This window comes from Bacillus cereus, from assembly GCF_002564555.1.
Taxonomy (GTDB): domain Bacteria; phylum Bacillota; class Bacilli; order Bacillales; family Bacillaceae_G; genus Bacillus_A; species Bacillus_A cereus_K.
This window is the reverse complement of sequence record NZ_NUVD01000015.1, coordinates 97,116-110,850: the sequence shown is the minus strand read 5'-3', so window position 1 is coordinate 110,850 and position 13,735 is coordinate 97,116. Positions and strand designations below refer to the sequence as shown.

Below are 13,735 nucleotides of genomic sequence, written 5' to 3'. Positions count from 1 at the left end.
GCTGTTAGATTGTATTCAGTAGATGGTTTATGAACAGCGTTATAATATCACTAAATTCCTAGAATTTCTCCTGCCGTATTCATCATAAACTCGACGGTTGGCCGATTAAATACATGTTGGTTAACTGCTACTTCAAATAAATCAAACCATTCAGTTTCTGCCACATCTAAAGGTCGTTTGGCTACTAATCTCCAATTTCCTATCTGATTTCGTTGATACCATGCAAAGCGGATTTCTTCACGGTTTCTTTGTTTTGAATAAACCCGTTCTACCGCGTGTAATGAATTGCCATCCTCGATACAACCTTTAGCATAAATATCATAATTTCCATCTTTCTTAATCTCAACCTTGTACACAAACTCAGTCAATGAGGCTAAGTAATTTTTACAAACAGCGTATACATGTTCAATAAATTCTCCAGGAAATACAGTTGTTTGAAGTGCTTTTTTGAATAACTCACACCACTTATCTTCTACAATAGTTAACGGACTTGGTGTAATCCTCCAATTTCCTTTATGAGTAAGGTGGTAATAAGAAAAACGGACTTCAGTTCGATTATTTTTTTCTGTCACCTCGATGCGTTCAATCGCTTTTAAAGAATCACCATCCTTGATAGCAGCTTGATCAAGTAATGTTCGATAATTTGTTACTGCTTTCATTTTGCACCTCCTCATTTTCTTTTATAGTAACATATTTGTATGGGATATTATGGTTTGGATAGATGGTTAGGGTAGGAAGTAATATGGAAGAATGGCCACTACATGAACGAATGTGACCATTGGTGTTTTTAAATATAAAAGCAAACAAATAAAAACCGCATCAAATATTGATTTGACACGGTTTCTATCACTATGATCCCGGAGAAGATTGAACTCACGAGCGAAAAAAACTGGACAATAGAAGGACAGAAGTCGAAGCGATTTTAAAGCTTGTTGATAAGCTAGAAAAAGGTGTTGAGGATAAGAAAGTCGAGTTAATATGATTTACACTCCAATAAAAAATAATTAAACTATATAAATGAATTAATTAGTGATAGACACAAAAAGGAGAATTATCGTGAAAACAAAAAAATGGACAATTTGGGGAATTATCTTTTACATCCATTCAGCAGTATTACTTTTCTTAGGATTTGATAGACTCGGAGGATATCAAAATTCTGAAACATATACCGACTTGAATAAATACGCCTACGTAGGCGGAGATGCGTATAATTATATTATCAATACCAATGTACTTACAGGTTATTTTGTTCTTAGTGCGTCATTTTTTATAGCAGGTACAATGTTAATCGCAACTGGTTCAATTCTAAGAGCTATCAAGGAAAAGTAAGTGGAGAACAAATACTTGAACCGCCAATAACACTATATAATTAAAAATGGACTTCCTTTGAAGTGAACCCCGAAAGCGGGACACCTATTAAAACACCTAAACCACTTGTTTCCTAAATTCTTTAGGGGATAGGTGGTTTGATTTTTCTTAAATTCGCACACAATTGTAGTCCAGATACTTTCACCATTAGTTTTTATGCCATTAGGTTTACAGTTAAAAGAAGCTGAAAAGATTTCTGCTGTGAATTATGATGAAGTTGGCGAAGCTATGGACCGCAATATTTCACAACTATATAAACCATTAGTAAAAGAAAATAGGTAATAGCCGGCAGAGATGCCATCCTATTTTATTTTTATACTTTACATTATTAAATAAACATATTATCGTTTTAAAGTAATGTATAAATAGGAGGCTTTATATGCAGAAGTTTTTAATTTTTGTAGCAGTAGTGTTTGGATTAATTACCCTTAGAGACGCAGCTGCTGATTCAGACGATAAGGTAAACACAGCAAGCAGTATGGGGAAAGAGGAAACAATAGTAGAGGGCAGTACGAAAACTGAAGATACAACAAATTTAGGCATATCGACACAGAATGAAAGCCAATCTTCTAGTAGTAGTAGTGATACAAGTAACGCAGTGAGTACTGAAAGTAGTAGTACAGAAGAAACCCCTGAAGAACGAACGGCATTAGAAAAGTATTATGAGATTATGAATACATATATAGACGCTACAGGAGGGCAAGTCATTAACATAGAACGCCCTGAAAATGATTTTAATAATTTTTTAGTAACAGTAAATGAGTCTTTCTATGGTACTACAGAGGATGTTAAAATGCTGCTACTAAATACCACAAAAGACTTGTTAAGACAAATATTAAGAGACTCGGATATGGCTTCTAGGACAACTGGTTATAGCATTACTATACAAGATGAATATGGTAGAGAAGTGACAACTGGTTATGACAGACCTCAGTAATGGGCGGCAGAAATACTGTTCCTTTTTAGTTAAAAACATTTAATTATTTTTCAAAAAATTATAGTTCAGGTGCTGAATGTACGGAATGTCCGTTATTTAGTTTTTTGTTAAATACAGGTTTTTATGATTTTCAAAGCTGTTTTTACATGTTGAGTCATCTACGGCGAATAGATGACTTTTTTCTTTTGCTTAATATGTTTGTCATTGAAGACCTCGATTTTGATGTCTTCTTTTGTATATGCAAACTTTCGAGTAGGATTTTTTCCTTTCTTCAATAATTTCTTGATATTGAAGGTAATTAAAGAAAATCTTTAACGTATGGAGTTTGGTATTTCTTGTAGTAGGATTGTTCTTACGTTGCTTGTGACAATATAATAGGTAGTTTTTGACTACATTAGGTGTAATATCATTAACGTCAATAAGTTCAAGTTCAGAACAAAAACCTTGAAACTCGTTAAGAGTAAGTAGATAGGAACCAATTGTACGAGAGGATAAATTTTAAAATTTTATAGCGTCTTTGAAATCTTGAATAGCAAATTTAAGTAACAAAAAACCACTTCCTTTCCAGTTTGTAGACTAGAAGAAAGTGGTTCTTCGATTGCATAGCGTGTCTACCAGCAATCACTATATTTTATTACCGTCTGAATTCTTAACAAATCTAGTAATAGCAAGTGTTTATGACCCCGGAGAGGCTCGAACTCACGACCTCCACCCTGTCAAGGTGGCGCTCTCCCTGCTGAGCTACGGGATCTTCAATAATGCTTATGTAATAGCATCTTTAATCATTATGCTAAAGCAATTATATATAATTAACTGAAATTTTACAATATTTTTATAGTAAGTTTTTAAAGAGATAGTGTAATAGAAAGTAGGTTTAGTTATAGTGTTTATACTATTATATATGTTTTTATTTTTTTATAAGTAGAAGAAAATGAAGGACTATGATTTCCGATACCAATCCAAAGGGCCTTCATCACTCAAATTAACTAGAAAAGGGAATAAGAAGTGTAACGGTAAGCTTATCAGTTCTGGCATGGCGTTCAATGTTTTCTTTGATAGATACTGTCTTCCAAAACAATAGGGACAATCTTTTTCAAATGTCACGAGTATTGACCATACATCTTTTATTTTCCACTTCGTTTTACAATATGTACAACGTGCCATGGAATTCCCCCTCAAAGTTTATTGTTTTCTAATATATCTCATTTGGTTACGATAAAATCAAGTGTATTTGATGTGATAAAATGTAAGTTGGTTTGTTGTTTATGCGGATGTATGCAGTAGTTTATGACTAAATGTATGTTGTGTGGCATTTATATAAGAAGAGATTTTTATTTACAATATCCAAATTGGCCAATATATCCTTTTTACAATCTACTTAAAATCATGTATAACAGAAGTACAAGATTATTTTATACATATTCAGGAGTAGAGGGAGAATAATTGTAATGGTGAGAAAAACGTTCAAGATGCGTGTGTCTAGAAATAGAACGATTTCGATTAATGGTTCGATCCTTGATGTGGATGTTACACATGATGAGTTTTTACAAGAATTCGTTGAGTGGGTCGATTCTAAAGGTTGGTCGTTTATGGGGATGACGGATGAGATTACGGTCGAGGAAGCTAGTCAAAAGTTAATAGATTCGTTGATTGATGAGAAGGATAAGAAAGAGTAATTCCTTCTTATTTTTATTGTATATTTATGTTGTTCATCGTAAAAGTATGATATAGTAAAGGATAGCGAATTTTCTACCAATTTAATACAATTTACATATAGAATTGGTAGAGTCATTTTTTTACTGTGAAAGTATAGTTTTGGAAGAGGGAGAGTCATATGGTAAATTTTAAGAAGATTTTGGCTTTTATTACAGTTATTAGTTTGTTTTTTTTGACACCTATGACGTTATATGCTGAGACGAATGTTGGAGTGAATCCGGAGCAGGTAGCACCACCACCTAAGGAAGGGCCGAATGTTTTTAGTCAGTTTGCAGCTACGATTGATGCGAAAACAGGGGATGTGTTGTATGACAAAAATGCACATCATCGTGCGTTTCCGGCTAGTACGACGAAAGTGTTAACGGCAATTTTACTTATGGAGCATACGAAGCCAGAGGATCAATTTACATTTTCGCAATTAGCACTAGATCAGGAGAAGAGTAATTATCAAATTGAGTTTCAACCTGGTGAGACGGTGAATAGAGATACTGCGCTTATGATTTTAATGGTGTTAAGTGCGAATGATGTGTCATATGCGATTGCGGAGCATATTGGCGGAAGTGTTGAGAATTTTGCTAATATGATGAATGAAAAGGCGAGACAATTAGGTGCTACGGAGAGTCATTTTGTAACACCAAATGGATTGCATGATCCGAATCATTATACGACGCCGTATGATATGGCTATGATTACGAGAGGCGTGCAAAAGTATCCTGAAATTTTGCAAGCGATGAATACGAAAAGAACGACAGTTACGACATCTAGGCAGACGGTGTCTATTTTTAATAAATCTACTTATTTTGAAAATCCATATAGTATTGGCGGTAAGACAGGGTTTACGAATGAAGCGCGTAATACGCTCGTTTTATTAAATGAGAAAGATGGAAATCGCATTATAAATGTAGTAATGGCTTCTCAAAGACCTGAAATTTATGAAGATTTAAAGCAGATGGCGGAATATTCTTTTGGGCAATTTACGAAGCAGACTGTACTCGATAAAAACAGTTGGCATCAAAAGACAACGTATTTAAATAAAGATGTTGATTCTGAGCTGGAAAACAGTGCAGAGCTTATGCTTAAGAAAGATGAAGGAAAAAATGTAAAAACGGCTTTTAGGGTGAATCCAGTGAATACAGAATCATTGTACCAAAAAGGAATTCATCGCGGTGAAGTAGTGGGTGCGGTAGATATCATAAAAAATAATCAGACAATTGCGACTGTAAATGTTCTTTCAAAAGAAGACGTTACTTTTGCGATGCCTAAAAAAGATACAACTGTGCCTGAAATAAAGGAATCAAATGTGAAAGTGATAAGTATTGGGATAGGTGCGATTGTATTACTTGGAGTAATCTTATATGTCGTAGTGCGTCATAATAGACAAGGGATGAAATCAGAAGAAAAGTAAATTGCTAGTAGGAAGACTGTGAATAGATTTTGTCACAGTCTTTTTATATGCTTAAAAACAAGTTAACTAATAATTGTAAATTTTCTTATTGAATTTATGTAAAGTTCGTTATATCATTTAATTGTGTTCTTGTTAAAGAACTATAGTGAGCGTTACATACTTCAAATAATATAAAACAACGGAGAGGGAGAGAGACGATGAAATTAATTTGGAAGATAATTAGCAACGCTATCTCATTTGTTTTATTTGCATTGATGGTTTGCTTAGCTTTTGTGGTTATTTCTTCAAAAGCGAGCGGTGGGGATCCGACAGTGATGGGATATCAATTTAAGAGCGTTCTTTCAGGATCGATGGAACCAACGTTTTTAACAGGATCAATCATTGCGATAGAGCCAACGAAAGATGGTTCTAAATATCAAAAAGGTGATGTGATTACCTTTAAAGAGAAAGATGACAAAATTATCACTCACCGTATTATCGGTGTGAAAGATACAAATGGAAAAGTAATGTATGAAACAAAAGGGGATAACAACAACGGCCCAGATTTAGAACCAGTACTTGCGGAGAATGTAATTGGCAAGTACGCAGATATTACGGTTCCTTATGTTGGTTATTTACTGAATTATGCAAACTCTAAGGCGGGAGCAGCATTGCTTCTTATCATTCCAGGAGTCTTTTTACTTGGTTATTCCGCGATTTCTATTTTTGGCGCTATTCGTAGCATCGACGGAGAAAAGAAAGAGAAAAAAGCAGAACAATCCGTCTAGTTTGTTTGGTTATACTTTCCGTTTAGGAAGTTAACAAATATAGATATATTAAGGGGATATGGACATGACTTTAAAGAAAAAATTAGGAATGGGTATCGCATCAGCAGTACTAGGAGCAGCATTAGTTGGTGGAGGAACATTTGCATTTTTCAGTGACAAAGAAGTGTCAAACAATACATTTGCAGCTGGTACTCTTGATTTAGCAGTAAATCCATCAACAGTTGTTAATGTATCGAATTTAAAGCCTGGTGATACAATTGAAAAAGAATTTAAACTAGAAAATAAAGGATCTTTAGATATTAAAAAAGTTTTACTACAAACAGATTATACTGTAGAGGATGTAAAGAAAGATAATAAAGATGATTTCGGTAAACATATTCAAGTAACATTCTTAAAAAATGTAGATAAGCATGAGACGATTGTGAAGAAAACTACATTAGATAAATTGAAGAAGGATACACTTACAGCGGTTGATAACGATTTATCAGCTTGGTTCTGGGATGAAAAAGGTATTTCAGCAGGCAAGTCTGATACGTTCAAAGTGAAATTCGAGTTTGTTGATAATGGAGCAAATCAAAATGAATTCCAAGGTGATAAGTTACAATTAAATTGGACGTTTGATGCACAGCAAACAGCAGGTGAAGAAAGATAATAATAAAAAAGGGCTATCATATGGATAGCTCTTTTTCTATTTTTCTAGTATATGGCTATCAATTTTAATAGTTCTTTACTATAATATAGATAGTGTTCTGTATAAAGAACGAATTGTTCGATGGGAGAGATTAAGATGCTGAAAAGACCGCGTAATTTAACAAAGATGCTTATATTGCCGTGTATGTGCTCTATTACGTTTTATTTAGGATCTCAAGTCATGACGCATACAGAAGCGGCGTTCATTCATGAAACGAAAGTAGAAGCTGCTCTTTCTACAGCGATTATATTTCCAAAAACAGTTAATACGTTAAAAGAGCAAGCTGAGCAACATAAACAGTTTATCGAGCATGAGTATGGAACGATGAAGGGGAAATTGGCAGCGACTTCTATCGAAGAAATTGAACAGGCGATTGTTGTATGGCAACAAGGTCGTGAGAAAATCGCTTCTGAGAAGGAAGCCCTGCAACATGTATATACTGAAATAGAGGGTCCTTACAATCAAATACAGGCAGAATTAAAAGTGAATAAAAGTGAGTCGAGTCAAGAAGTAGCCTTATATGTGAATGAAGGCTTTCGTAGTATAAAAGAGAAGCGCGATTATATTGAGAAAGAAGTTAGTTTGCAAGCTATTGATGAGCAAATTCGTACTTTACAGCAACAATTAAAAAATACAATTGAAGCGGAAGAACAGAAGAAAGTAGAAGAGCANNAAAGTAGAAGAGCAGAAGAAAGTAGAAGAACAGAAAAAAGTAGAAGAGCAGAAGAAGATAGAAGAACAGAAACAGGCGGAAAAAGTGAAAAAGCCAGAACAAGTAGGGGATGAGAAGGCGACTTCAACTAATCAAGAGAAACAATTAAAGAATAATAGTGTAGAGCCAGAGAAAGGATCTGCACAAACTGGCGATGGTCATGAAAAAGAATAATGTATAGGAGTGTGAGGGGACATTTCCCCTCGCACTCGTTGTCTTGCTTACATGTTCTTTGAATATGAAAAGTGTTGTAATGAGTGTTTAAATTTCTGAAAAATCAAAACAATATTGAGAAATAAAAATAATTGAAAATACTGAAAAAATATTGTTGTATTTGGGTAGTTTTGTTCGTTATAATGAACTTAAGGTTTTTAAAAAAGAACAAATATTAGCTTAGCTAATATAGTTTTAGTTACATCTCTTATTTATATAAGAGTTAGCAATGTAAAAACATAAAAAACGGCTAGGGGGAATTGATTGTGAGTCTGAAAAAGAAATTAGGTATGGGAGTTGCATCAGCAGCATTGGGGTTAGCTTTAATTGGTGGAGGAACGTTTGCATTCTTTAGCGATAAAGAAGTATCAAAGAATACATTTGCAGCTGGGACATTAGATCTTACATTAAACCCTAAAACGCTTGTGAATATTAAAGATTTAAAACCAGGGGACACTGTTAAGAAAGAGTTCTTATTACAGAACAATGGAACGTTAGATATTAAAGAAGTTATACTAGGGACAAAGTATGATATAAACGATGCTAAAGGCGATAACGCGGGAGAAGATTTTGCTAAGCACATTAATGTGAAATTCATTTGGAATTGGGATAAAGGAAGTGGGCCTGTCTATGAAACAACATTAGCAGACTTACAAAAAGAAAATCCAGATGTAGTAGCGAAAGAAATCTTTGCTCCTGAGTGGGCAGAAAACGGTGGTTTAGCAGCTGGTAGTGAAGATTACTTATGGGTGGAGTTTGAGTTCGTAGATAATAAAGATGATCAAAATAAATTCCAAGGTGATTCATTAAACTTAGAATGGACATTTAATGCTAAGCAAACAGATGGCGAAGAAAGATAATAAATCAAAAAGCGGGTATCCCCCGCTTTTTTTATAACGAAAAAAGAAGTGCTGGTTGTAAGCACTTCTTTATATATATTATTTTTTATCTTGTTTCCACTTTGTAAATTCAAGAAATTCACGAAACTGTTCTTTTGAGACACCGGAGTTCATTGCGTCTTTAACGAGTTGTGTCCATTCGGAGTCTAGGTGGCTTTCCTTTGCTGTTTCATCATGAAGCAGGGTATCAACTGGAATTTGTAGAACTGCTGCGATTTTTTCAAGAAACTGAATGGAAGGGTTCTTTTGTAAATTTCGTTCTATAGAACTAATGTAAGACTTAGCAACACCAGCTTTTTCGGCAAGTTCTGTTAATGAAATACCTTTTTGTAAACGAAGGCGTTTTATACGTTCTCCAATCATATTTGCGCACCTTTCTATCAATATGTAATCGTCTTATGATGTCATTATTATAACATAAACTTCGTTAAAAAGAACAAGGCTATTGAGCCTGACTCGATGGCTTCATACGTTGGAAAAATTGTTCGATATCTGGTAGGGCGATACCAGCATCTAGAGCTTCAAGTATTAAATCAATCCATTCTTGGTCCAGTGTGTCCGTCTTATCTTTGTACAAGTGTAATTCCTCCCTAATTATCGGTCATAACTGCTGCTACAGAATAAATGATAATAAAACCGAATTTTTATTTTATGTATCGAATTATCAAATATTGTGTAGATCAAACAAAGATAAAATCCCTATTAAACTCCCTCAATGGAAACAATTATAAATTGTTCGATAAAAACTTTCAATATTTTCAGAAAACATTGTTGAATTGTGATATATTCGTATGCTAACTATGAAATTTTTACAAATATATTAAAAAAATTACATAATGTAACTAAATATTGAAAAAATACTGAATTTTTAATAAAATTTAATTTGTAATACATATTTTATATTAGGGGAGGAAATAAGGGATGAACAAGAAGCCATTCAAAGTCTTATCATCAATTGCTTTGACAGCTGTATTAGGTCTTTCATTCGGAGCTGGAAGCCAGTCTGCATATGCTGAAACGCCTGGGAATAAGACAGCTACGAGCCCAGTTGATGATCATTTAATTCCAGAAGAGCGTTTAGCAAATGCGCTAAAAGAACGTGGGGTAATTGATTCGTCAGCTTCAGAGACAGAAACAAAGAAAGCTGTCGAAAAATATGTAGAGAACAAAAAGGGTGAAAATCCTGGGAAAGAAGTAACAAATGGGGACCCACTTACGAAAGATGCATCTGACTTTTTAAAGAAAGTAAAAGATGCAAAAGCAGATACGAAAGAAAAATCAGAGCAACCTGCAACAGGTGCACCAGCAGCGACAGGGCCAGCTAAAGGTGGCCTAAATGGTAAAGTACCAACTTCACCAGCAAAACAAAAAGGATATAACGGTGAAGTTCGTAAAGATAAAGTACTCGTTTTACTTGTAGAGTATGCTGATTTCAAACATAACAATATTGATAAAGAACCTGGTTACATGTATTCCAACGATTTTAATCAAGAACATTATGAAAAAATGTTATTTGGTAACGAGCCGTTTACGTTAGATGACGGAAGTAAAATCGAAACATTTAAACAATACTATGAAGAGCAATCTGGTGGTAGTTACACTGTAGATGGAACAGTTACAAAATGGTTAACAGTTCCTGGTAAAGCAGCTGATTACGGTGCAGATGCTGCAACAGGTCATGATAATAAAGGACCAAAAGGACCACGTGATCTAGTAAAAGATGCATTAAAGGCAGCTGTAGATAGTGGCCTTGATTTATCACAGTTTGATCAATTTGATCAATATGATGTAAATGGTGATGGAAATCAAAATCAACCTGATGGTTTAATCGATCACTTAATGATTATTCATGCGGGTGTTGGACAAGAAGCTGGCGGCGGTAAATTAGGTGATGATGCAATTTGGTCACATCGCTGGACAGTTGGGCCAAAACCATTCGCAATTGAAGGTACACAAGCGAAAGTTCCATATTGGGGCGGAAAGATGGCAGCATTCGACTACACAATTGAGCCAGAAGATGGAGCAGTTGGCGTATTCGCACATGAATATGGACATGATTTAGGTCTTCCAGATGAGTATGATACACAATATAGCGGTCAAGGTGAGCCGGTTGAAGCTTGGTCTATTATGAGTGGCGGAAGCTGGGCTGGTAAAATTGCAGGAACAACACCGACGAGCTTATCACCACAAAATAAAGAGTTTTTCCAAAAGACAATCGGTGGTAACTGGGCAAATATCGTAGAAGTAGATTACGAGAAATTAAATAAAGGTATCGGTCTAGCGACATATTTAGACCAAAGCGTTACGAAATCTGATCGACCAGGTTTGATTCGTGTTAACTTACCGGATAAAGATGTAAAAACGATTGCTCCAGCATTTGGTAAACAGTATTACTACAGCACAAAAGGTGATGATCTACATACAAAGATGGAAACACCGCTGTTCGATTTAACAAATGCAACGAATGCAAAATTTGATTTCAAATCATTGTATGAAATCGAAGCAGAGTACGATTTCCTTGAAGTACATGCTGTAACAGAAGACGGTCAGCAAACGTTACTTGAAAGAATTGGCGAGAAAGCAAATAGTGGAAATGCAGCTACAACAAACGGAAAATGGATTGATAAATCATATGATTTAAGTCAGTTCAAAGGTAAGAAAGTGAAATTAACATTTGATTACATTACTGATGGTGGTTTAGCGTTAAACGGATTCGCTCTTGATAATGCGTCATTAACAGTAGATGGTAAAGTTGCATTCTCTGATGACGCAGAAGGTGCACCACAATTCAAATTAGATGGTTTCGCTGTTTCTAACGGAACAGAGAAGAAAAAACATAACTACTATGTAGAGTGGAGAAACTACGCTGGTTCAGATAACGCGTTGAAATTTGCTCGCGGTCCACAATATAACACTGGTATGGTTGTATGGTATGCGGATTCAGAGTACACAGATAACTGGGTTGGCGTACATCCAGGACATGGTTTCCTTGGCGTAGTTGATTCTCATCCAGAAGCAATTGTAGGAACTTTAAATGGTAAACCTACAGTTAAGAGTAGTACACGATTCCAAATCGCTGATGCGGCGTTCTCATTCGATAAAACGCCAGCTTGGAAAGTTGTATCTCCAACGCGTGGAACGTTTACGTATAATGGCTTAGCAGGTGTACCGAAGTTTGATGATTCTAAAAAGTATATCAATGAGCAAATTCCAGATGCAGGACGTATTTTACCGAAGCTTGGTCTGAAGTTTGAAGTAGTAGGACAAGCTGATGATAACTCTGCAGGTGCTGTTCGTTTATACCGTTAATACAGTAAAAACTACCGAGAGATTTTCTTTCGGTAGTTTTTTGTGAGCAATGAATTTTATATAAAAGAAAAAATTATATATAATGTAACTTTACGAATAGAAATTTGTTACATATGAAGTCCATATAAATAATGAAAGAATTGGATAAAGTGAAACTTTAATCGGTGGGGGAGTTATCTCCACTGATTATTAGCCCGACTCTCGTTTTAACTTCCTTGAATTCGCTGGATTTTGAGGCGAGAGTCTTACTGTTCGTTAATAGCGGAGGGAAAATAGTGAGAGAAGGTGAATGAATGAGTGTTTCTTCTATTGTAAGTAAGCAAAAGGAATATTTTTATAAAGGTCATACGAGAAGCATAGAAACAAGAAAAAATAATTTGAAGAAGCTTTATGATGGAATTCAACGTTTTGAAGAAGAAATATTTCAAGCATTGAAATTAGATTTAAATAAGTCAGTACACGAATCGTTTACAACGGAAATTGGGTATGTATTAAAAGAAATTTCTTTTCAATTGAAACATATTTCATCATGGAGTAAACCGAAGCGTGTTCGAACAGCGCTGACTCATTTTGGATCAAAGGGAAAAGTAGTACCTGAACCGTATGGTGTGACGCTTATTATTGCGCCTTGGAACTATCCGTTTCAGTTAGCAATTGCACCACTTGTCGGAGCGATGGCAGCTGGAAATACAGTTATTTTAAAGCCGTCAGAGTTAACGCCTAACGTTTCAAAAGTTCTTATGAGAATGTTAGATGAGTTATTCCAAGAAGAGCTCGTAGCGGTAGTAGAAGGCGGTATAGAAGAGAGTACGGCGTTGTTAAAGGAACCGTTTGACTATATTTTCTTTACAGGTAGTGTTGGTGTTGGAAAAGTTGTGATGGAAGCAGCGGCGAAAAAATTAACGCCTCTTACGTTAGAGCTTGGCGGGAAAAGCCCATGTATTGTACATAAAGATGCAAAGCTAGATGTAACTGCAAGACGTATTGTTTGGGGGAAGTTTTTGAATGCTGGGCAGACGTGTGTAGCGCCTGATTATATGTATGTTCATTCTTCAGTGAAAGAGCAGTTAATCGAGGCATTGCGACATGAAATCGCAGAGCAATATGGAAAAGATGCTTTGCAAAATGACAATTATGTGCGAATTGTGAGTGAGCGTCATTTTGAACGTTTATGTACATTTTTGAAAGATGGTAAAACCGCAATCGGCGGGAATTATAAAAAAGAAACGTTACATATTGAACCAACAGTGTTAACAAATGTTACATGGCAAAGTAATGTTATGGAAGATGAAATTTTCGGACCGATTTTACCAATTATAGAATATGAAAAAATAGAAGACGTAATTGGAACGATTCAGCAACATCCGAAGCCGTTAGCTTTATATATTTTTTCTGAAGATAAAGAAGTGCAAAAGAAAGTGACAAGTAATATTTCCTATGGCGGAGGTTGTATTAATGATGTTGTCTATCATCTTGCAACACCATATTTACCTTTTGGAGGCGTTGGAAGTAGTGGATTAGGGAGTTATCATGGGGAAGAAAGTTTTCGGACTTTTTCACATTATAAAAGCATTTTAGCCCAATCTACAGCATTCGACATGAAAATTCGTTACTCTTCTACAAAAAGTGCTTTAAAATTTATACGAAAGTTGTTAAAATGATGATGGTGTTTATCAGTAGGCGTAGCCGTATGATAATAGCCCCTTCGCAATGGAAGG

General features: G+C 35.2%; 15 protein-coding genes, 1 tRNA gene and 1 pseudogene. 11 read left to right on the top strand and 6 right to left on the bottom strand.

Annotation, left to right across the window (positions count from 1 at the left end; all coding sequences use genetic code 11):
* Positions 1 to 50 precede the first annotated feature (50 nt).
* Entirely contained in the window at positions 51 to 659 is a 609-nt protein-coding gene (locus tag COI75_RS07555; RefSeq protein WP_000649044.1) for a hypothetical protein, read from the bottom strand.
* A gap of 397 nt (positions 660 to 1,056) precedes the next feature.
* Between COI75_RS07555 and COI75_RS07550 the strand changes: the two genes are divergently transcribed.
* The 3 genes from COI75_RS07550 to COI75_RS07545 all read left to right on the top strand — a co-directional run bounded on the left by COI75_RS07550 (position 1,057) and on the right by COI75_RS07545 (position 2,305).
* On the top strand, positions 1,057 to 1,329 hold the full coding sequence (locus tag COI75_RS07550) for a hypothetical protein (protein WP_000850454.1): 273 nt from the start codon (positions 1,057 to 1,059) through the stop codon (positions 1,327 to 1,329).
* A 195-nt stretch (positions 1,330 to 1,524) separates the two neighbouring features.
* Positions 1,525 to 1,650, top strand: coding sequence for a hypothetical protein (locus COI75_RS27235; RefSeq protein WP_255265669.1), 126 nt, complete (start codon positions 1,525 to 1,527; stop codon positions 1,648 to 1,650).
* Between the two features lie 97 nt (positions 1,651 to 1,747).
* Positions 1,748 to 2,305: a hypothetical protein gene (locus COI75_RS07545; RefSeq protein WP_001168932.1), complete on the top strand. Its 558-nt coding sequence runs from the start codon at positions 1,748 to 1,750 to the stop codon at positions 2,303 to 2,305.
* A gap of 201 nt (positions 2,306 to 2,506) precedes the next feature.
* Here COI75_RS07545 and COI75_RS07540 read toward each other — a convergent pair whose 3' ends face one another.
* From COI75_RS07540 to COI75_RS07530, 3 genes are all read right to left on the bottom strand, one after another.
* The gene (locus COI75_RS07540) at positions 2,507 to 2,785 is read right to left on the bottom strand and encodes a phage integrase SAM-like domain-containing protein (RefSeq protein ID WP_232288639.1); all 279 of its coding nucleotides are present in this window, start codon (positions 2,783 to 2,785) and stop codon (positions 2,507 to 2,509) included.
* 198 nt (positions 2,786 to 2,983) lie between these two features.
* A tRNA-Val gene (locus COI75_RS07535) sits at positions 2,984 to 3,056 on the bottom strand.
* A 188-nt stretch (positions 3,057 to 3,244) separates the two neighbouring features.
* Positions 3,245 to 3,469: a hypothetical protein gene (locus COI75_RS07530; RefSeq protein ID WP_000090206.1), complete on the bottom strand. Its 225-nt coding sequence runs from the start codon at positions 3,467 to 3,469 to the stop codon at positions 3,245 to 3,247.
* A 284-nt stretch (positions 3,470 to 3,753) separates the two neighbouring features.
* Between COI75_RS07530 and COI75_RS07525 the strand changes: the two genes are divergently transcribed.
* From COI75_RS07525 to calY, 6 genes and pseudogenes are all read left to right on the top strand, one after another.
* Positions 3,754 to 3,981 (top strand): hypothetical protein, encoded by a 228-nt coding sequence (locus tag COI75_RS07525; protein WP_000251866.1) that lies wholly within the window; start codon positions 3,754 to 3,756, stop codon positions 3,979 to 3,981.
* 158 nt (positions 3,982 to 4,139) lie between these two features.
* On the top strand, positions 4,140 to 5,426 hold the full coding sequence (locus tag COI75_RS07520; protein WP_000247012.1) for a D-alanyl-D-alanine carboxypeptidase family protein: 1,287 nt from the start codon (positions 4,140 to 4,142) through the stop codon (positions 5,424 to 5,426).
* A 197-nt stretch (positions 5,427 to 5,623) separates the two neighbouring features.
* Positions 5,624 to 6,193 carry a signal peptidase I SipW gene (gene sipW / locus COI75_RS07515; protein ID WP_000767787.1) on the top strand — a complete coding sequence of 190 codons (570 nt, stop codon included), beginning with the start codon at positions 5,624 to 5,626 and terminating at the stop codon, positions 6,191 to 6,193.
* Positions 6,194 to 6,257: 64 nt separating this feature from the next.
* The gene (locus COI75_RS07510) at positions 6,258 to 6,845 is read left to right on the top strand and encodes a TasA family protein (protein ID WP_000172836.1); all 588 of its coding nucleotides are present in this window, start codon (positions 6,258 to 6,260) and stop codon (positions 6,843 to 6,845) included.
* A gap of 120 nt (positions 6,846 to 6,965) precedes the next feature.
* Positions 6,966 to 7,770, top strand: a pseudogene (locus COI75_RS07505) (DUF4047 domain-containing protein).
* A 305-nt stretch (positions 7,771 to 8,075) separates the two neighbouring features.
* Entirely contained in the window at positions 8,076 to 8,669 is a 594-nt protein-coding gene (gene calY, locus COI75_RS07500) for a biofilm matrix protein CalY (RefSeq protein ID WP_000053707.1), read from the top strand.
* A 78-nt stretch (positions 8,670 to 8,747) separates the two neighbouring features.
* Here calY and COI75_RS07495 read toward each other — a convergent pair whose 3' ends face one another.
* On the bottom strand, positions 8,748 to 9,071 hold the full coding sequence (locus COI75_RS07495) for a helix-turn-helix domain-containing protein (RefSeq protein ID WP_000578868.1): 324 nt from the start codon (positions 9,069 to 9,071) through the stop codon (positions 8,748 to 8,750).
* Between the two features lie 79 nt (positions 9,072 to 9,150).
* On the bottom strand, positions 9,151 to 9,285 hold the full coding sequence (locus COI75_RS07490; RefSeq protein WP_000276221.1) for an anti-repressor SinI family protein: 135 nt from the start codon (positions 9,283 to 9,285) through the stop codon (positions 9,151 to 9,153).
* A gap of 344 nt (positions 9,286 to 9,629) precedes the next feature.
* On the opposite strand from COI75_RS07490, the gene inhA1 reads away from it, so the two are divergent.
* The gene (gene inhA1, locus COI75_RS07485) at positions 9,630 to 12,017 is read left to right on the top strand and encodes a M6 family metalloprotease immune inhibitor InhA1 (RefSeq protein ID WP_001035930.1); all 2,388 of its coding nucleotides are present in this window, start codon (positions 9,630 to 9,632) and stop codon (positions 12,015 to 12,017) included.
* A 293-nt stretch (positions 12,018 to 12,310) separates the two neighbouring features.
* Positions 12,311 to 13,678, top strand: coding sequence for an aldehyde dehydrogenase (locus COI75_RS07480; protein ID WP_000116812.1), 1,368 nt, complete (start codon positions 12,311 to 12,313; stop codon positions 13,676 to 13,678).
* The last annotated feature ends 57 nt before the right edge of the window (positions 13,679 to 13,735 follow it).